At 73.4% G+C, this 19,641-nt stretch carries 14 protein-coding genes; 8 read left to right on the top strand and 6 right to left on the bottom strand.

Annotated features, from left to right (window positions below; translation table 11 throughout):
• Positions 1–16: 16 nt before the first annotated feature.
• Positions 17–1,789 (bottom strand): M23 family metallopeptidase, encoded by a 1,773-nt coding sequence (locus AC3EUV_RS06370; protein ID WP_435602364.1) that lies wholly within the window; start codon positions 1,787–1,789, stop codon positions 17–19.
• A 246-nt stretch (positions 1,790–2,035) separates the two neighbouring features.
• Positions 2,036–2,977: an esterase/lipase family protein gene (locus AC3EUV_RS06375; RefSeq protein ID WP_435602365.1), complete on the bottom strand. Its 942-nt coding sequence runs from the start codon at positions 2,975–2,977 to the stop codon at positions 2,036–2,038.
• Positions 2,978–3,348: 371 nt separating this feature from the next.
• Between AC3EUV_RS06375 and AC3EUV_RS06380 the strand changes: the two genes are divergently transcribed.
• On the top strand, positions 3,349–3,807 hold the full coding sequence (locus tag AC3EUV_RS06380) for a cobalamin B12-binding domain-containing protein (protein ID WP_432141456.1): 459 nt from the start codon (positions 3,349–3,351) through the stop codon (positions 3,805–3,807).
• A 134-nt stretch (positions 3,808–3,941) separates the two neighbouring features.
• On the opposite strand, the gene AC3EUV_RS06385 is transcribed toward AC3EUV_RS06380, so the two are convergent.
• Together AC3EUV_RS06385 and AC3EUV_RS06390 are read right to left on the bottom strand one after the other, a co-directional pair.
• The gene (locus AC3EUV_RS06385) at positions 3,942–5,675 is read right to left on the bottom strand and encodes a DUF5691 domain-containing protein (protein ID WP_435602366.1); all 1,734 of its coding nucleotides are present in this window, start codon (positions 5,673–5,675) and stop codon (positions 3,942–3,944) included.
• A gap of 68 nt (positions 5,676–5,743) precedes the next feature.
• A complete protein-coding gene (locus AC3EUV_RS06390; protein WP_435602367.1) occupies positions 5,744–7,105 on the bottom strand; it encodes an SWIM zinc finger family protein in 1,362 nt (453 codons plus the stop codon).
• 167 nt (positions 7,106–7,272) lie between these two features.
• Here AC3EUV_RS06390 and AC3EUV_RS06395 point away from each other — a divergent pair, with 167 nt between their 5' ends.
• The 5 genes from AC3EUV_RS06395 (at position 7,273) to AC3EUV_RS06415 (ending at position 14,643) form a co-directional block, all read left to right on the top strand.
• Positions 7,273–8,427 carry an ATP-binding protein gene (locus tag AC3EUV_RS06395; RefSeq protein ID WP_432141459.1) on the top strand — a complete coding sequence of 385 codons (1,155 nt, stop codon included), beginning with the start codon at positions 7,273–7,275 and terminating at the stop codon, positions 8,425–8,427.
• A complete protein-coding gene (locus AC3EUV_RS06400) occupies positions 8,424–10,883 on the top strand; it encodes a DUF5682 family protein (RefSeq protein ID WP_432141460.1) in 2,460 nt (819 codons plus the stop codon). The genes AC3EUV_RS06395 and AC3EUV_RS06400 overlap by 4 nt, the downstream gene beginning before the upstream one ends.
• Positions 10,880–12,163: a VWA domain-containing protein gene (locus AC3EUV_RS06405; protein ID WP_432141461.1), complete on the top strand. Its 1,284-nt coding sequence runs from the start codon at positions 10,880–10,882 to the stop codon at positions 12,161–12,163. Before AC3EUV_RS06400 ends, AC3EUV_RS06405 begins: the two co-directional genes overlap by 4 nt.
• Positions 12,164–12,296: 133 nt before the next feature.
• Entirely contained in the window at positions 12,297–13,169 is an 873-nt protein-coding gene (locus AC3EUV_RS06410; protein ID WP_432141462.1) for a hypothetical protein, read from the top strand.
• A 94-nt stretch (positions 13,170–13,263) separates the two neighbouring features.
• Positions 13,264–14,643 (top strand): hypothetical protein, encoded by a 1,380-nt coding sequence (locus AC3EUV_RS06415; protein WP_435602368.1) that lies wholly within the window; start codon positions 13,264–13,266, stop codon positions 14,641–14,643.
• A gap of 132 nt (positions 14,644–14,775) precedes the next feature.
• Here AC3EUV_RS06415 and AC3EUV_RS06420 read toward each other — a convergent pair whose 3' ends face one another.
• Positions 14,776–15,696 carry a peptidoglycan-binding protein gene (locus AC3EUV_RS06420; protein ID WP_432141464.1) on the bottom strand — a complete coding sequence of 307 codons (921 nt, stop codon included), beginning with the start codon at positions 15,694–15,696 and terminating at the stop codon, positions 14,776–14,778.
• A 752-nt stretch (positions 15,697–16,448) separates the two neighbouring features.
• On the opposite strand from AC3EUV_RS06420, the gene sucC reads away from it, so the two are divergent.
• Both sucC and sucD read left to right on the top strand, forming a co-directional pair.
• Positions 16,449–17,624, top strand: coding sequence for an ADP-forming succinate--CoA ligase subunit beta (gene sucC / locus AC3EUV_RS06425; protein ID WP_435602369.1), 1,176 nt, complete (start codon positions 16,449–16,451; stop codon positions 17,622–17,624).
• Positions 17,625–17,644: 20 nt separating this feature from the next.
• Positions 17,645–18,529, top strand: coding sequence for a succinate--CoA ligase subunit alpha (gene sucD / locus AC3EUV_RS06430; protein WP_387232630.1), 885 nt, complete (start codon positions 17,645–17,647; stop codon positions 18,527–18,529).
• Positions 18,530–18,638: 109 nt separating this feature from the next.
• Here sucD and AC3EUV_RS06435 read toward each other — a convergent pair whose 3' ends face one another.
• Positions 18,639–19,556: a sigma factor-like helix-turn-helix DNA-binding protein gene (locus tag AC3EUV_RS06435; protein WP_432141466.1), complete on the bottom strand. Its 918-nt coding sequence runs from the start codon at positions 19,554–19,556 to the stop codon at positions 18,639–18,641.
• Between the last annotated feature and the right edge of the window lie 85 nt (positions 19,557–19,641).

The raw sequence follows: 19,641 nt of genomic DNA on the forward strand, positions 1-19,641 counted from the left end.
ACCAGACCGGACCAGGTCAGTTCGGGTCGAGGCCGTGGTCGCGCAGCCACGGCAGCGGGTCGACCGCCGCGCCGCCGCCGGGACGCACCTCGAAGTGCAGATGCGGTCCGGTGGAATTGCCGGAGTTGCCCGAATAGGCAATCTGGTCACCGGCCTTGACCGTCCCGGAGCGGATCTTGGTGCTGCTGAGATGGCAGTACCAGGTCTCGGTGCCGTCGGGGGCCGTCACGATCGCCATGTTGCCGTAGGCGGAGTTCCACTGGGTGCGTACGGTGCCGTCGGTGGCGGACATGACCGGGGTGCCGTAGCTGACCGGGAAGTCGATACCGGTGTGCAGCGACATCCAGTTCACCCCGGCCTGGCCGAACTGGGCGCTCAGCCCGTGCTGCTTGACCGGCAGCAGGAACTTGGGCCGCATCGCCTCCTTGCGGGCCGCCTCCTCCGCCTTGCGCTTGCGCTCCTGCGCCTGGCGCTCCTTGAGGTCGATCCGCTCCTGGGTACGGCTGGCCCGGTCGCGGAAGTCGTCGGCGCTGGCGCTGAGTCCGGCGAGCTGGGTGTCGAGCTTGTTGTTGGCCGTGGACGGCTTGACGGCCGCGGCGTCGGGCGCGGCCTGGGCGGTCGCTTCGCCCTGGTCGTCACCTCCGAAGCTGCCGGTGACGGACGCGGCGGCCACGGCGCACACGCCCATGGCGGCGACCGAGGGCACCGCGACGGTCAGCAGCGCCGACCGCTTCGCCGTACGCCGCCGGCCCCGGCCGCGGACGGCCTTCCCGGCGTCCGGCCCGGCGACCCGCCGTCCGGCGGGGGAGGCGGCGGGGGCCGCGGGGGTGATCGGCATGGCCTGCGTCATGGCGTCCGCCACGGCCGCGGCCTCGCTGTAGTCGTCGGCGTCGCCGGGGGAGTGGTCGTCGCCCTCGGCCCGGCCGGTGTCGTACGGGTCGTCCGCGGACCGGTCGCTGTCGGGGCCGTCGTTGCTGAAGTGCCCGGCCTCGTTCCAAGTGGCGCTGTCCCACTGGAGGGTGTCGGTCGGGGGCGGCCCGGCCTGTGCCGGGATGCTGGCGATCAGGTCCTGGTCCATGGTCGGCCAGATCGCGGTGGCCTCGTAGCTCGCGGTCTCCTGGAGCGCGGTGGCCTGCCGGTCGAAGGCGTCGAAGGAGTCGGCGGTCTCATACGTGCCGGTGGCGTAACTGCCGGTGTCGTACGCGCTGGTGGGATAGCTCCCGGTGTCGTAGCCGCCGTGACCGTACGCGGTGGCGTCGTAACCGGCCGTCTCGTACCCGGACGCGGCGTACGCGGTCGCGTCGTGCGCCGGGGCGTCGTAGGTGGTGTGCGCGTACGGGTCGTAGCCCGCGTCGGCCGGGTGCGGGTCGGCGAGGGCGTGGGCGCCGGTGTCCCACCCGCCGGTCTCCCAGGCGCCGGTGTCCCACTGGGGCGCGGCGGCATAGCTGCCGGTGTCGTACGCGCCGGTGGCGTAGCCGTCGCCCGCCGGGTATGTCCCGGTGTCATACGTGTCGGTGCCGTAGGTGCCGGTGCCGTAGACGCTCATGCCATAGGCGCCCGCCGCGTGCGTGCCGGTGTCGTACATCCCGGTGTCATAGGTGCCGGTGTCGTACATACCGGTCTGGTACGAGCCGGGGAGCGAGCCGAAGAGGGGGTCGCCGTCGCCGTATTCGGCGACGCCGGCCGGGGCCTGCTGTGCATAGGAGCCGTAAGCCGGGTAATGCGCATACGAGGCGTCGGCAGGAGAGCCGGTCGGAGGCTGGGCCCCCGAGGGGTGACGGTCGTTCACCAACTTCTCTTTCGCCTCGGCAGCAGGAGAATTAGCGGCGACTGTACCCGGCGGTACACGACGGCGACAATCTTCAACTGGTTTTGGGCTGGGCCAGATCGGGCATTTGGCCGCCTTTCGGCAGTCCCCATGCGAGCTCTTGGCGCCTCGTTCGAAGTTTGTTCGACTTCACGTCAAGATCATGTCGCCGACAGGGCGTCCTGACGACCTCCTGCGGACGCCTGGCAGGTCGTCGCGCCCGGCCGGTCAGGCCACCGAAATGCTGTCCGCGGCTCCTTCCGCGGTTTCCGCCGCCGTCAGGGCTTCCCGTATTCCGGCGGCGACGGTGCCACTGACCGGCAGGGCGAGATGTCCGACACCGGCGACTTGCACGTTGTGGGCGAGCAAATCAGGGTGACTGATTCTCGCTGTTGTGGCCGGAATCATCACCTGGTCCTCCGTACTCCAGAAAGCGGTGAATTGCGTGCGGCAATTCGGCGCCGGCCGCGCCAACTCCGCTATCACCTCGGAATCGGGGCGCATCTGGCGGACGAGGGGGTGCGCCGACAGCAGGGGCGCGATACGGGTGCCGGAGTGCGGGGTGCCGAGCGTGACCACCGCGCGGACGCGGGTGTCGCCGCCCAGCCGCTGGACGTAATAGCGGGCGATGAGCCCGCCGAGGCTGTGGCCCACGAGGTCCACCCGGCGATGGCCGGTCCGGGCGCAGACCTCCTCCAGATGGCGGCCGAGCAGCTCGGCGGCCTTACGGAGATCGCAGGTCAGCGGGGAGTAGTTGAGCGCCTCGACATGGCGCCAGCCGTGCCGGTGCAGTGAGCGGCGCAGCAGCAGGAAGACGGAGCGGTTGTCGATGAAGCCATGGAGCAGGAGGACCGGCGGGTGGGCCCGGCCCTCGGTCGGCAGCAGCGTGGGCGCGCCGGGGGCCGGCGGCGGAGCCTCGGGCGCCTCCGGCGCCAGGAATCCTTCCGGGGGCTCGGCCACGGGGTGGGGTACGGGCCGTGGCCGGGGGCGTTCCGGGGAGATGCCGGTCGGATAGAGGAGGAGATGGCCGGCGAGGATCGCCAGGTCCACGACCGTGCTGCGCAGCGGAAGCGCCGCGGCGCGAGCGGGGAGCAGGCGCGCGCACCGGAGCGGTGCGGAAGCGAGGCGGGCGAGCAAAAGGGGTGCGGAGAGAAAGGGCAGGGCCTGCATGGCCGACCTCCCGAACGGCATGCGGAAGGCGGCGTCGACCCCCGTATGCCCTCGTGGGAAGCCCTGGGTGGCGATGACGGGCAGGCGTGATCCGCGTCGATGCGTGCCCGGCGGCTCGGTGCCCCGGCGGTGGCTCCCCGTGCGCCCGGCCCGCGCCCTGCACCGCCCGGCTCCGGCGGCACGACACGCGGGACGCGGCGCGTAGCGAACGTGTCCCGTGTGTGATTTCCCCCTCCCCGGATGTCACGAAACGGCTGGGTACGGGATGCTGGCGATAACGTTCGTTCACGCTCGTGGCCGCCGGATCGCGGTCGCGCGATCGATTGTCGGCTCGGCGGCACCACAGTGCCGTGCATGGCTTGGAGGCAGTGATGAGTGTGGCTCGGCATGACGGAGCGCAAGCGGAGAGCCGGGGCGCGGCGGGCAGGTCGGGGCCGATCCGTGTGGTGGTGGCCAAGCCGGGCCTGGACGGGCACGACCGGGGCGCCAAGGTCATCGCACGGGCGCTGCGCGACGCCGGTATGGAGGTGATCTACACCGGGCTGCACCAAACCCCCGAGCAGATCGTCGACACCGCGATCCAGGAGGACGCCGACGCGATCGGGCTGTCCATCCTCTCCGGGGCGCACAACACCCTCTTCGCGAAGGTCATCGCCCTCTTGGAGGAGCGGGACGCGGCGGATATCAAGGTCTTCGGCGGCGGCATCATCCCCGAGGCGGACATCGCCCCGCTCAAGGCCCAGGGCGTCGCGGAGATCTTCACGCCGGGCGCCACGACCGCCTCGATCGTGGAGTGGGTCAACACGAACGTCCGCTCGCTGGCGGTCTGAGACAGCGCGGAGCCGGTGCGGCGGCCCGGCCCGGCCCGGCGGCTGGGCCGGGCGGCGGGCCCTGATCCGCGCAGCGACGGTGAGCGTGGCCCTGGCGTCCGTGGCTTCGGTGTGCGAGGTCTTGCTGTGGGCGGTCATGACGGCGGGGTGAGTTCCATACGCATCGTGGCGCGCAGGCGCAGGGTGCCGACCAGGCGCTGGAAGGCCTCGGACCAGTAGCCGCCGGAGCCGGGCGAGGCGCCCTCCGGCTCGTCCGTGACGGCCGTGAGCATGTCGAGCCGGTCCGCGGCGGCCGGGTCCAGACAGCGCTCGGCCAGGCCCATCACCCCGCTGAAGCTCCAGGGATAACTGCCCGCGTCCCGGGCGATGTCCAGGGCGTCGACCACCGCTCCGCCGAGCGGCTCGGCCCACGGGACCGCACACACCCCGAGCATCCGGAACGCCTCCGACAGGCCGTGCGCCGCGATGAACTCCGCCACCCACCGGGCCCGTTCGTCCTCGGGGAGGACGGTCAGCAGCTTCGTCAGATCCCGTGACGAGCCGGCCGGGGCGACCTCGGCGGCCTGGGACGGTGCGGCCGGCGCGCCCAGCAGCGCCCGCGCCCAGTCGGCGTTCCACTGGCGCACGGCGGCGCGGCACCAGGCATCGTGCAGCTCCGTCCGCCAGCCGTCGCCCACCGGCAGCGCGACGATCGCCGCCGCGTCCCGGCCCCCGAAGCGTGCGTTCCAGCCGTCCAGTGGGGTGGCCTCCACCAACTGGCTCAGCCACCAGGACCGTTCGCCCCGTCCGGAGGGCGGCTTGGGGGCCACGCCGTCCCGTTGCATCCCCGGATCGCACTCATGGGGCGCCTCCACCGCGATCACCGGTGTGCCGGCCGTACGGTCCAGGCCGATGCAGGTGTGCGCCCGCCACGCCATACGGGCCGCGAGGGCGGAGCCGGGCAGTGTGGAGAGCAGTTCGGCGGCGGTGGCGCGGACGTTGCGGCTGCGGTCGGACAGGGCCTGTTCGAGGAAGGGCTCATCGGCCGTCGAGAGGTCCTCGCGCAGCGAGTCGAGGAACATCAGGCGGTCCTCGGCCCGTTCCGTGGACCAGGTGGTGGTCAGCAGTGCCAGGCCCGCGGACGGGTCCTGGCGGCGCAAGGCGGTCAGCAGGGCGACCCGCTCCGCGAACAGGCCCTCCTCCCAGGTGCGAAGTACGGCCGTGGGGTCACCGTCACCGGGGAGCGCGGCCCGGCTGCCGGTCCCCCGGAGCGCGAACTTCCATTCGTCGTTGAGCCGGGCCAGCCACCGGGCCCGCGGCCCCGCCAGGGCGAGCGCGGCGGGCCGCAGATCCGTACGGGCGCGGGCGGCGTCGAGCAGCGCGGGCAGCAGGACCTCCGGGGCGCGGTACCCGGACGCGACGGCGGCGGCCAGCCACTGGGGCAGCAGCTCGGTGAGGTCGGGGGCCGTGCCACGGCGGCTGGCGCCTCCGCCGGCGCCGCGGTCGGCGAGCAGCAGGGACAGCCGGCGGCGGGCCGCGGGCGGGAGCAGGGGCCGCGGGTCGGCCGGGGCCGGGGCGGGCCGCTCACCGGCCACCGCGGGGCGCAGCGCGGCGCGCCGGCGGACCGTGCTCACCGCGGCCGCGTCCAGCAGTGCGGCCGCGGCGCCCTGCCCCGGCCGCGCCGCCACCGGCGGTGTCCGCCGCTCGGTCCCCAGCAGCGCGGCGCTCACGAGAGCGGACCAGGGGGCGGGGGCGGCCGGGGCGGCCGCGGCGAAGGGGCCGGGTGAAGTGGCGGGGATGGATGAAGCGGGTGAGGTGGAGGTCGGTGAAGTGGGTGGGGTGGGTGAAGTGGTGGCAGAGGGTGAAGTGCTGGGGGTGGTGCGGGTCATGCCCTTCCTCCAGGCATCGGTGGTGGACGGCGTCCGGGCGGGCCGGGGTGTTGTGGCCGGGGCGCGGGTCACAGGGGCACCGGGGTGGGGTCCCAGGCGGTCAGCGGCAGGAAGCCGCGATGGCCGCATTCGCCGAAGACCGTGATCGGCGCCCCGCCCGACAGGGCGACCAGCTGCCACAGGCTCGTCCGGCCGACGCAGCGCGGGTCCAGCGGGAGCGCCGACTCGCCGTCCGCGTCGGCCAGTTGCCAGCCCGCCCCGTTCCGGCTCGGTATCGGGGTGACCTCGCTGAGCACCACCGGCCAGGAATCCAGCCACGGGTCGTCGCGCAGCGCATCGCCGTATGCGGCCAGGGCGGCGTCGATGCCACCGCCCGGGGGTACCGACCCGTGGGTCACCGGGGCGTGCCGCTCACCGAAGGTGGCACGCAGCGGGCGGGCGCCCGGGTAGTAGGCGAGGTCCGCGTCGAGCACCAGGCCGGGTGGCAGCGCCAGGTCCAGGGGGCGGCCGGTGGAGCCGCCGAAGGAGAGATGCAGCGCCATCCGGCCGGTCCGCTCGCCCCGCAGAAAGATTCTGCGGGTGAGCAGCTTGCCGTCGTCGCTGTCCTGTTGGGCGAGCACCAGCCAGCGGTCCCGGACCGTCGCCGCATCGGAGCCGGTCAGCAGATCCGCCGCTTCCGTGGTCAGCCCGACGCGTGCGCGGACCGTCGCCGCGAGCGGGCCCGGCAGCCGCTCGATACCGAGGAACCCCTGGTCGAGGAGGTGCAGCAGCGCACACTCCTCCAGCAGCCGGGCCGGCCAGTCCGGCCCGGACGCCGTCACCGAGGACAACTCCCGTACCCGCGCGGCGAGTCCGGGGGCCTGGGCGTCGACCATGCGGGCCGCCGTCTCGTCCCAGGAGCCGCCCCCGCTCCCGTCCGCCGCCAGCCCGGACTGGAGCAGATCCTCCAGCCGCTGTTCCAGCTCCGTGGCGCCGGCGCCGATCCGCTGCATCCGGCGCTCCGCCCGCCGCCGGGCGGCCTCCGGGTCCGCGGGAGCCCGCGACGGGGCGCCCGCGCCCGAGGGCGCGCCCGCGGCCCGCGCGGCCCGCTCCCGCCGCCCGGCCAGCCATTCATCCGCCCAGGGGGCCGGTTTCCCGGCCGGCACCCCTCCGCCGCCGCCCGCCCAGAGCAGCAGCAGCCCCAGGGCGTGCTTGCAGGGAAACTTGCGGCTCGGACAACTGCACATGAAGGCGGGACCGTTGAGGTCCACGACCGTCTGATACGGCTTCTTGCCGCTGCCCTCGCACCGCCCCCACACCGCGCCCCCGCCCGCGCCCGTTTCCGACCACGGTCCGGGCGCCGCGAGCCTGCCGCCCGCTCTGCGTGATGCCTCGTCAGGTGCCAGTGCGTACACCTGGTCCGTCGTCCAGCGTTCCCCCTGCGGATTCATGTCTCCGACGCTACGGCGCACCACTGACAATCGCCGTGGCCCGCGACGAACTTGCGCGCCGGAGCTGCATTTCGGGTGATTGTCAGTGGCGTGGTGCAGGGTTGATTCCGCAAGCGGCCGCCGCGATTTCGGGGTGCCGGCCGCGCACCGTGCGACGAGGGGGAACCATGTCCGCGAACAGCTTCGGGACGACCGACGACACGAGCCGGCAGACCGCGGGGGCGGCGCCGGAAGCCGCGGGCGGCGAGGCGCTGCGGCCGCATGCCGAGGACAGTTTCGCGGGCGAGCTGCGGGCCCTCGCGGCGGCCGACGACCGGCCGCGGCCGGCGCGCTGGCGGCTCTCGCCGTGGGCGGTCGCGACCTACCTCCTCGGTGGCACCCTCGCCGACGGCACGGTCATCACCCCCAAATACGTCGGCCCGCGCCGGATCGTCGAGGTCGCGGTGACCACCCTCGCGACGGACCGCGCACTGCTCCTGCTGGGCGTGCCCGGCACCGCCAAGACCTGGGTGTCCGAGCATCTGGCGGCCGCCGTCAGCGGCGATTCCACCCTCCTGGTGCAGGGCACCGCCGGCACCCCTGAAGAGGCGATCCGCTACGGCTGGAACTACGCCCAGCTGCTCGCGCACGGCCCCAGCCGCGAGGCACTGGTGCCCAGCCCGGTGATGCGCGCGATGACGCAGGGCATGACCGCGCGGGTCGAGGAGCTGACCCGTATCCCCGCCGACGTACAGGACTCGCTGATCACGGTCCTGTCGGAAAAGACCCTGCCCATCCCGGAGTTGGGGCAGGAGGTGCAGGCGGTCCGCGGTTTCAACCTGATCGCCACTGCCAACGACCGCGACCGCGGCGTCAACGAACTCTCCAGCGCGCTGCGCCGCCGCTTCAACACCGTCGTACTCCCGCTGCCCGCCACCCCGGACGAGGAGGTGGACATCGTCTCCCGCCGGGTCGAGCAGATCGGGCGCTCGCTGGACCTCCCGGCCGGACCCGAGGGCCTGGACGAGATCCGCCGGGTCGTCACGGTCTTCCGCGAACTGCGGTCCGGTCTCACCACCGACGGCCGGACCAAGCTCAAGTCGCCGTCCGGCACCCTCTCCACGGCCGAGGCCATCTCGGTGGTGACGAACGGCCTGGCGCTGGCCAGCCACTTCGGGGACGGTGTGCTGCGCTCCGGCGACGTGGCCGCGGGCATCCTGGGCGCCGTGGTCCGCGACCCCGCGGCCGACCGGGTCGTATGGCAGGAGTATCTGGAGACCGTGGTGCGCGAGCGCGACGGCTGGAAGGACTTCTACCGCGCCTGCCGTGAGGTGGGCGCATGAGCGAGCGCAGCGAGCGAACGGCCAACGGGGGCGGGCCGGTGCTGCTCGGGGTGCGTCACCACGGCCCCGGATCGGCGCGGGCGGTGCGGGCCGCCCTGGAGCAGTGCAGCCCGGCCGCGGTCCTGATCGAAGGGCCGCCGGAGGCGGACGAACTGGTGCCGCTGGCCGCCCGGGAGGGGATGCGGCCGCCCGTCGCGCTGCTCGCCCATGCGCAGGACGACCCCGGCCGCGCCGCGTTCTGGCCGCTGGCCGAGTTCTCCCCGGAGTGGGTGGCGCTGCGCTGGGCGCTGGCCCACGACGTCCCCGTCCGCTTCATCGATCTGCCCGCGGCGCACTCCCTGGCGCGGGGGGACGACGAGGAGACGGCGGACGGTCCCGAGACGGCGGACGAGGCGGAGGCGCCGGACGAGGCGGCCGGCGGGCAGGAGGCCCGCTCCGGTGCCGAGGTGCGGATCGATCCGATCGGGGTGCTGGCCGAGGCGGCCGGGTACGACGACCCCGAGCGCTGGTGGGAGGACGTGATCGAGCACCGCGCGGGCGGGGGAGCCGGCGCGGACGCGCTGGCTCCGTTCGCGGCGCTGGCCGAGGCGATGGGCGCGCTGCGGGAGACCTACGGCGACGGGGGCCATGACCGGGACCCGGTGCGGGAGGCCCATATGCGGCTCCGGCTGCGGGCCGCGCGACGGGAGTTCGGCGACGACCTCGCCGTGGTGTGCGGCGCCTGGCACGTCCCCGCCCTGGCGCGGCGCACCACGGTCACCGCCGACCGGCAGCTGCTCAAGGGTCTGCCGAAGGTGAAGACGGCGGTGACCTGGGTGCCCTGGACACACCGCCGGCTCTCCCGCCGCAGCGGCTACGGCGCCGGTATCGCCTCCCCCGGCTGGTACGGCCATCTCTTCAGCGCCCCCGACCGCCCCGTGGAACGCTGGCTGACCAAGGTCGCCGGGCTGCTCCGCGAGGAGGACTACGCCGTCTCGTCGGCGCATGTCATCGAAGCGGTGCGGCTCGCCGAGGGGCTGGCCACGGTACGCGGCCGTCCGCTCGCCGGGCTGACGGAGCTGGACGACGCGGTGCGCGCCGTCATGGGCGACGGCACCGACGCCCCGTCCTCGCTGATCCACGACCGGCTGGTGGTCGGGGAGGTGCTGGGCGAGGTCCCGGAGGACGCCCCCGCGGTGCCGCTGCAACAGGACATCGACCGCAGCCGGCGGACGCTGCGGCTCAAACCCGAGGCTCTGGAACGAGAACTGGAGCTGGACCTGCGCAAGGAGACCGACGCCGGGCGCAGCCGGCTGCTGCACCGGCTGCGGCTGCTCGGCATCCCCTGGGGCGAGCCGACGCGCTCCCGCGGCAGTACGGGCACCTTCCGGGAGACCTGGCGGCTGCGCTGGGAGCCGGAGCTCGCCGTACGCGTCGCGGAGGCCGGCATCTGGGGCACGACCGTGCTCTCGGCCGCCACCGCCAAGGCCGCGGCCGCGGCGGCCGGGGCAGCCGGCCTCGCCGAGGTCACGGCGCTCGCCGAGCGCTGTCTGCTCGCCGAACTCCCCGACGCCCTCCCGGTGGTGATGCAGGCCCTGTCGGACCGCGCGGCGCTGGACGCGGACGTGGGCCATCTCGCCCAGGCGCTGCCCGCCCTCGTCCGGTCCGTGCGCTACGGCGATGTGCGCGGCACGGACGCCGCCGCGCTCCGCGAGGTGGCCATGGGCCTGGCCGAGCGGGTCTTCGTCGGACTGCCACCGGCCTGCCCGGGGCTGGACGCCGACGGTGCCGCCGAAATGCGCGGCCATCTCGACGCCACCCACCAGGCCGTCGGCCTGCTCGGCCAGCCGGAGAGCGCGCGGCAGACGGGAGGCAGGCAGCTGCGGGCCCGCTGGGCCGGGGTGCTGCGGGCGGTCAGCGAACGGGACGCCGTGCCGGGTCTGCTCCGCGGCCGGGCCACCCGGCTCCTGCTGGACGACGGTGAGTTGGGCGACGGGGGAGCGGAGCGGCTGATGGGGCTCGCCCTGTCGCCGGGCACCCCGCCCACCGAGGCCGCCGGCTGGCTGGAGGGCTTCGTCGGCGGCGGGGACGGCGGCATGCTGCTGGTCCATGACCCCCGCCTGCTGGCGCTGGTCGACGGCTGGCTGACCGGTGTGCCGGACGCCGCGTTCACCGACGTACTCCCGCTGCTGCGCCGCACCTTCGCGGAGTACGAGACCGGAGTGCGCCGCACCCTCGGCGAACTGGTCCGCCGCGGCCCCGCGACGGCGCCCCGCCACCCGTCCGGCGACACCCCGGACGCGGCTGTGCCCGGCTTCGGCCCCGGCCTGGACCGCGACCGTGCCGCGGCCGTCCTCCCCACGCTCCGCACGCTGCTGGGCATCGGACAGCACGGCTTCGACGACGAGCAACCGGACCCATCCCGCCCGGCCGACGACTCCCGCCCGGCCGACGACCTCACGGGGGCACGGACATGACCACCACGACACCGGACCCGAGGTCCACGCCCACGCCCACGGCCACCACGCCCCCGGACCCGACGGCCACCACCACGGCCCCGCCCCCGCCCACGGCCGACGCCCCGGCCCCCGCCCCCGAGGCCGAACGGCTGCGCCGCTGGCGGCTGGTGCTCGGCGGTGGCGGCGCGGACGGGACGGGGTGTGCGCTCAGCGGCCGGGACGCCGCGATGGACGGGGCGCTGGCCTCCCTCTACGGCCGGGAGAAGGGCCGCGGCGCCAAGACGGCCGACGGCGGCCGGCGTTCGGCGGGGCTCGGGGCCTCGGCGCCTGGGGTGGCCCGCTGGCTCGGCGACATCCGGACGTACTTCCCGTCGTCCGTGGTGCAGGTGATGCAGCGGGACGCCATCGACCGGCTGGGGCTGTCCACGCTGCTGCTGGAGCCGGAGATGCTGGAGGCCGTCGAGGCCGATGTGCATCTCGTGGGCACCCTGCTCTCGCTCAACAAGGTCATGCCCGAGACGACCAAGGAGACCGCCCGCGCCGTCGTCCGCAAGGTCGTCGAACGGCTGGAGAAGAAGCTGGCGCAGCGCACCCGCGCCACCCTCACCGGCGCCCTGGACCGCTCCGCCCGTATCAGCCGGCCGCGCCACCGCGACATCGACTGGGACCGCACGATCCGGGCGAACCTCAAGAACTACCTCCCCGAGTACCGCACGGTCGTCCCGGAGCGGCTGATCGGCTACGGCCGCGCCGCGCGGTCGGTGAAGAAGGATGTGGTGCTCTGCATCGACCAGTCCGGTTCGATGGCCGCCTCGGTTGTCTACGCCTCGGTGTTCGGCGCGGTGCTGGCCTCCATGCGGACCCTCGACACCCGGCTGGTCGTCTTCGACACCTCGGTGGTCGATCTGACGGACCAACTCGACGACCCGGTCGATGTCCTCTTCGGCACCCAGCTCGGCGGCGGCACGGACATCAACCGCGCGCTCGCCTACTGCCAGTCCCGTATCACCCGCCCCGCCGACACCGTCGTCGTCCTCATCAGCGACCTCTACGAGGGCGGTATCCGGGACGAGATGCTCAAGCGGGTGGCCGCGATGAAGGCGTCCGGTGTGCAGTTCGTGACGCTGCTCGCGCTGTCCGACGAGGGGACGCCCGCCTACGACCGGGACCACGCCGCGGCCCTCGCGGCCCTGGGCGCACCGGCGTTCGCGTGCACTCCGGACCTCTTCCCGGACGTGATGGCGGCCGCGATCGAGAAACGGCCGCTGCCCATACCGGACATGGCGGAGCAACGGTGACAGGTGCCCCGGGGAGACTTGCGCGGCACCTGGTTGCCCATGCAAGTATCAGCTCATCGCTCGATCGCCCGCGACGCGCGTGACCCCGGGGCATGTCTCCCGGGCGTCCCCGTCCGTAGGGGAAGGTCCCTCCTTGTCTGCTGTGTTCGCCCTGCCTGCCACCGTGCGCCTGCCGCGCACGGTGGCCGTGCGGCGTGCGCTGCTGGCCGGGTTCTTCCTGGTGGGCTTCGTGGCCCTCGGCTTCGCCTTCGGTCCCGGCGCCCATGCCGACGACCGCACGGGAAGCGCGGAGCTGACCGGGGCAACGGCCCCGGCGCGGCCCGCCGCCGAGGCGTCCACCCCGGACCGGGCCGCCACCCGGGACGGGGCGAGCCGGCTGTCCGGTTCCCGCGCCGCGGTCACCGACCGGGGCGAGGAGTCCGGCGCGCGGTTCGCCGAGCGCACCCACGCCGCGTCCGACGCGGTGGCGCAGGCCGTCCGGCCCGCCGCCGAGCGGACCGCACCGGTCACCGGCCGGGTCACCGAGCCGGTGCACCGCGTCGTACGGGAGATCGGGGACTCGGCCGGTGCCGCGCTGCCCGGGCACCTCCCGTCCGGTGAACACACCGAGAACCCCGGGGACGGCGGCTCGCACGAGCCCGGCCGTACGCCGGGTGCGGTGCCGTCGGCCGGTTCGCGGACCGCTGCCACGGTCGACCGCGCTGCCGCCGCCGAGGCGGTTCAGGTCCTCGCCGACCTGCACAAGCCGGTCTCCGAGGGCTCCTCGGCCACCGTTCACGAGCAGCGGGACCCGGGCCACAACGGCCTTCCGGGGCAGTACCCGCAGGGCCCGGTGGCGCCCGCCTCGCACACCGCCGGTGACGGCCACGGCCCCCGTGGCGGGGACCAGCACGCCGCCGCCCCGGCGGACCCCACGCGCTTCCGGCTGCTGCCCGGTGGCGTCCGCACGGCCGATGGCGCTCCGACGCGTCGGCGTGCCGAAGAAATCCTCGAATTTCCGGGCTAGGGCAGACCGCTCCGCGTCTGTAACTGGACCTGCCGCGCGGGGGCGGGACAGGTCTGCCCGTCAAACCCCTCCGAATTCGAAGGACTTCACCTCCATGCGCTCCCACATCCGTCGTTCCATCGTCGTTGCCGCTGCCGCCACCGGCCTGTGGGCCCTGGGCTCCGCCGGCGCCAACGCCGCCGAGCTGCCCGTCGGTTCGGACCTGCCCGCCACCGGCACGGTCACCGACACCGCCAAGCACCTGCCCACCGGCGATCTGGCCGGCACCGCGACCAAGACCGCCGAGACCGCGAAGAAGACGGTCGGTGAGGTGGCGGGCAAGGCCACCGGCGCCCTGGGCGGTGTGCCGGCCCAGAACCTGCCCACCGGCAAGCTGCCGCAGGCCGGCGACGTGTCCGGTGCGGCCGACGGCGTGCAGAAGCAGGTCGGCGGCGCCGGTCTGCCGGACACCGGTGCGGTGCACAAGGCCGCCGGTCCGAAGCAGGCCAAGAAGGCCGTCAAGACCGTCAAGAAGGCCGCCAAGGGCGCCGACCTCGGCCAGGCCGGCCGCCTCACGGACGGCACACTGCCCACCGCTCCGAAGCTGCCCGCCACCCCGGGCGTCCCGTCCCTGCCCGGCACCCCGGCGCTGCCCAAGACCCCCGCGCTGCCCAAGGCCCCCGGCTCGGCCGACAACCTGCTGGCCGGTCTCGCCGGTGCGGGCATCCGTCCCGAGCAGCTGACGAAGCAGGCCCAGGGCGCGCTGGCCACCGCGCGTCCGGTCGTCGACGAGGCCGCCGCCGACGTGCTGCCGCCCGTCGCCCGCCGGGTCGTCATCAAGGTCGTGCCGGTCGCCCAGGGTGCGGTCGGCGGTGCCGGTCAGCTCGCCGGTGACGCGGCCGGCCAGGCCACCCCGTTCGTGACCGTCGTCGGCGGCCAGGCGCAGCTGTTCGCGCAGGGTGCCGCGGCCGACGCGGTGCCGTTCGCCCAGGGCGTGGCCACCGACGCGGTGCCGTTCGCGCAGGGTCAGGTCGCCAAGACGGTCCCCTTCGCCCAGGGCAAGGCGACCGACGCGGTGGCGTTCGCCCAGGGTGCGGCCGCTGACGCCGCCCCGTTCGCGCAGGGTCTGACCACCGTCGTCGTGACCGACGCACAGGACACCGCCGGCCAGGCCGTCACCGGCGTCCGCGGCCTGACCCCGGCGAAGAACGTGCCGGCCGTCCCGGCTGTCCCGTCCGTGCCCGCGGCCCCGTCCGTGCCCGCCGTCCCGTCCGTGCCCTCGGCCCCGGCCGTCCCGGCCGTCCCGGCCGTCCCGGCCAACGCGACCGACTCCCTCCCGGCCACCCCGGCCACCCCGTCCGTGCCCGCCGTCCCGGCCAACGTGACCGACGCCGTTGCCGTCCCGGCCGTCCCCGCTGACCTGGCCGACCTGACCAACGCCGCCAACATCCCGGCGCTGCCGGCCCTCCCGGCCCTCCCGGTTCAGGCCGTCTGACCGTAGTCGGCACCACCGGCTCCCGGTCGCGGCGGCGACCGATGCCGGAACACCCATGAACAGCCGGGCGGACCTCTGTGGGGGAGGACCGCCCGGCCTTGGTGTTTTCGGGCGGCAACAAGCCGCCGTCCACTACGAGTTGGGCACCCGCAGCCGTTCCCAGCTCACCCGCCCCGGCACCCCGTCGGCGTCCTTGCCGCGGAAGCCGAGCTTGCGCTGCCAGGCTGCGTACGACGCGCGGTCCGCCTCGGTCCACTCCGGACCGGGGCCCTCTTCGTAGTGGCTGCACCCCTCGGCGACCAGCCGTTCACCCATGGCCGTGACCACCGGGCTGCTGGTCCCCGACCGGAAGAAGTCCCGGCCGGGAAACGGTTCGTACCGCGGATGCTGCGGTTCCGGCGGCGTCGGCCCCGAGCCGTCCGGCTCCGTACCGTCCGTTTCCGGCGCGCCCTCCGCCGGCTTCGCCAGCCGCTTCTTGACCCGCCCACGCAGGTCGTCCATCCCGATGCCGCGCGGATCGACCTTCCCGGGCTGCCACTCCTTGTGGCCGATCACCGAGCGTTCGTTCCAGCCGTGCGCCCGGCAGATCGCGGCCGACGCCTTCTCCATGGCGACCCGCTGTTCCTCGGGCCACGGGTCCTTGCCGTCCCCGAGGTTGATGCATTCGAAGCCGTAGAAGTGACGGTTGCCGTCGGTGTCCGCCTCGTTGTCCGACGGCAGCTCCGGGTCCTCGTTGATCACCGCGCGCAGTACGTCACCGTCGCCGAGCCCGGCGTGGTTGGCGCGGCCGTTGCCGACGAGATGGACCTCGCCCTTCTTGTCGATCACGCCCAGACATAGCGGCCCCGGCAGATCGGAGCGTCCGTCGTAGCAGAGGTCCACCGAGGTGTCGGTGCCCTCGGTGGCGGTGTGGTGGATCATCACGCCGTGCGTCGGGCCCCAGGGGCCCTTCGCATTGCGGTTGTGCGTACGCCAGCTGCGGACCTCATGGACCACCAGGCCCTCGTCGCGCAGTGCCTTCAGCAGCCGGCTCGCGGTCAGCGGGGTGGCCATCAGGCGATTCCTTCCTCGCACGGACGGGGTGACGGTGGTGATGCCGCGGATGCGGCGGGGAAGCTCTTCCGCATAAACGTGGGAGGGGGTGTAGGTGTCGGCATTCCCCGCCAATCCCTGCGGGCGCCGAGTGCGCGCACACCGGGAAATCGAGAAAGGGGGAGGGCGGGCCGGGCCGGGGCGTGTGACTCCTGATGCGTAAGTATGCGTATGCGCTCAACACAGTGTCCGTAAGCGGGAGTTGAAGGGTCAAGAGGCCATTCCGGACACCGCCTGCGGAGGTCTTGTGCGCGGGAGTCGCCACTTCTTCCCAACTGGATTCCCGCGGCACCGGAACCGGAATCGCCTGAGACGGGGCGCACAGGGGCGTATCGGGAGGAGATCGCGAACCGTGCGCCACACCCGCGCGCACGGTGAGTGACAACGGGGCGCCCGGCCGACCGGGCGCGGAGCGCATCCCCACCACATATGCGTTCGGGACGGAGGAAATCCACCCGACAACATGCGGAAATCTCAGGGAGGCGTAACTTGGCCAAAAGATCTGTGATGGTAATCACCGCCGGAGTGTGATCTGCGATTTAGGGCCTCAGCTCCTGCGGCGATAACCTGCCGGACGGACATGCCGCGTATCCGGTCACCGTGTACGCCTCCCCTGTGACAGCGCCGTCACGTTGCCCTTCGCGGCACGCCCATCGCAGACGAACGAACCGCGATCACTACGGCGATTCTGAGAAGACAAGGGACGGACGCGCGTGGACCTGTTCGAGTACCAGGCGAGGGACCTCTTCGCCAAGCACGGTGTACCGGTGCTGGCCGGTGAAGTCATCGACACGCCTGAGGCAGCCCGCGAGGCGACCGAGCGGCTGGGCGGCAAGTCTGTCGTCAAGGCGCAGGTGAAGGTCGGCGGCCGCGGCAAGGCCGGCGGCGTCAAGCTGGCCGCGACCCCGGACGAGGCCGTCGCCCGCGCGACGGACATTCTCGGCATGGACATCAAGGGCCACACGGTCCACAAGGTGATGATCGCCGAGACCGCTCCGGAGATCGTCGAGGAGTACTACGTCTCGTACCTCCTCGACCGCACCAACCGCACCTTCCTGGCCATGGCCTCCGTCGAGGGCGGCATGGACATCGAGGAGGTCGCGGCCACCAAGCCCGAGGCCCTCGCCAAGATCCCGGTGGACGCCAACGAGGGTGTCTCCAAGGAGAAGGCCGCCGAGATCGTCGCCGCCGCGAAGTTCCCGGCCGAGGTCGCCGACAAGGTCGCCGACATCATGGTCACCCTGTGGAAGACCTTCATCGCCGAGGACGCGCTCCTCATCGAGGTCAACCCGCTCGCCAAGGTCGCCAGCGGCGATGTCCTCGCCCTTGACGGCAAGGTGTCCCTCGACGAGAACGCCGAGTTCCGCCAGCCGGAGCACGAGGCGCTGGAGGACAAGGACGCAGCCAACCCGCTCGAGGCTGCGGCCAAGGCCAAGGGTCTGAACTACGTCAAGCTCGACGGCCAGGTCGGCATCATCGGCAACGGCGCGGGTCTCGTCATGAGCACCCTGGACGTCGTCGCCTACGCCGGCGAGAAGCACAACAACGTCAAGCCCGCCAACTTCCTCGACATCGGTGGCGGCGCCTCCGCCGAGGTCATGGCGAACGGCCTGGAGATCATCCTCGGCGACCCGGACGTCAAGTCCGTCTTCGTCAACGTCTTTGGTGGCATCACCGCCTGTGACGAGGTCGCCAACGGCATCGTGCAGGCCCTGGAGCTGCTCAAGTCCAAGGGCGAGGACGTCAACAAGCCCCTGGTCGTGCGTCTCGACGGCAACAACGCGGAGCTCGGTCGCGAGATCCTGTCGAAGGCCAACCACCCGCTGGTGCAGCGTGTGGACACCATGGACGGCGCGGCCGACAAGGCCGCCGAGCTGGCTGCTAAGTAAAGGACGAGGACACAACAACCATGGCTATCTTCCTGACCAAGGAAAGCAAGGTCATCGTCCAGGGCATGACCGGTGCCACTGGCATGAAGCACACCAAGCTGATGCTCGGTGACGGCACCAACATCGTCGGCGGTGTGAACCCGCGCAAGGCCGGCACCAGCGTCGACTTCGACGGCACCGAGGTACCCGTCTTCGGCTCCGTCGCCGAGGCGATGGAGAAGACCGGCGCCGACGTGTCCGTGCTCTTCGTGCCGCCGGCCTTCGCCAAGGCCGCCGTCGTCGAGGCGATCGACGCCGAGATCCCGCTGGCCGTCGTGATCACCGAGGGCATCGCGGTCCACGACTCCGCCGCCTTCTGGGCGTACGCGCAGGCCAAGGGCAACAAGACCCGGATCATCGGCCCGAACTGCCCCGGCCTGATCACCCCCGGCCAGTCCAACGCCGGCATCATCCCGGGCGACATCACCAAGCCCGGCCGCATCGGTCTCGTGTCCAAGTCCGGCACGCTGACCTACCAGATGATGTACGAGCTCCGTGACATCGGCTTCTCCTCGGCCGTCGGCATCGGTGGCGACCCGGTCATCGGCACCACGCACATCGACGCCCTGGAGGCGTTCGAGGCCGACCCCGACACCGACCTGATCGTGATGATCGGCGAGATCGGCGGCGACGCCGAGGAGCGTGCGGCCGACTTCATCAAGGCCAACGTCTCCAAGCCGGTCGTCGGCTACGTCGCGGGCTTCACCGCGCCCGAGGGCAAGACCATGGGCCACGCCGGCGCCATCGTCTCCGGCTCCTCCGGCACCGCCCAGGCGAAGAAGGAGGCCCTGGAGGCCGCCGGCGTCAAGGTCGGCAAGACCCCGTCCGAGACCGCGCGGCTGGCCCGCGAGATCCTCGGCGGCTGATTGGCGTTCCCGCGCCGCCGGACCCGTCCTGCGGCGCAGTGCCCCGGACGCGGGCCCGTACCCCTTGGGGTGCGGGCCCGCGCCCGTTCCCGGGGGCGGGCCGTACGGATCAGCGCAGCTCGGGGGCCAGCCGGGCCTGCCGGATCTTCTTCCGTACGGCCGCGTTCCCCTGCTCCCGTGCGGCGTTCCGGGCCGCGTTCCCTCGCTCCCGTGCCGCGTCCCGGTGGTGCCGGGCGTCCGTGTCCCGGTGGTCCCGGGCCTCCGTGTCCCGGTGGTGCCGGGCCGGTGCCGTCCGGGTGTGCGGCGCGTGCGCCCGGGGCCGCTCCTGCGGCGTGTAGTGGTCCGGGGCGAGGGCCATCATCACCAGCGTCACCAGCGCGAACAGCCCGGTCCCGCCGAACACCGCCCGGGTGGTCCGCCGGGCGCTGCGTTCACTGCCGCCGCGTACGTCCGCCGCGGCGGACGGCGCCGTCGGTGGCACGGACGGCAGCGCGGTGATCCGGGCCCGCAGGATCTCGCCCTGCCGTACCGGCGACTGCCCGTCGAGCCCGAGCTCCGGCAGCAGCTCGGCGAGCCGCTCGCGGGCGTGCGCCAGCCGCGCCGTCGTGGCCGGGACGCTCGCCTCGATCTCGGCCGCGGTTTCGTCCGGCCCGAGCCCGACCACGTCGTGCAGCAGCAGCACCCGCCGGTACCGGGCGGGCAGGCTCAGCAGGGCCGCCGGCAGCGCGCGGTCCGACGGCCCGGGGGCCGACGCCTCCCGCAGGCCGCGGGCGGTCCGCAGCCCCGGGCACAGCCGGTGCCACGGCGTCAGCGCGTACTCGTACACCGCCGCCCGCACCCACCCCGCCGGATCCGGATCCACCGCGACCTCCGGCCAGCGCTGCCAGGCCAGCCGGAACCCCCGCTCCACCGCCCGCCGGGCGAGCCACGGCCGCCCGGTGAGCAGATACGCCTGCTGGTTCAGCGCCGCGGCGTGCCGGGTGTGGAGATCGTCGAAGGCGGTGGCGGCCTGCTCGCGCTGGGTCATACAGAGCAGTGTGGAAAACCCGCCGCACCCGCGCGGTGCGACACGTCGGGCATTTCACCAGTACATGGCGGAAAGGTGTCTTGTT

The sequence above is a fragment of the Streptomyces sp. bgisy130 genome (genome assembly GCF_057708345.1).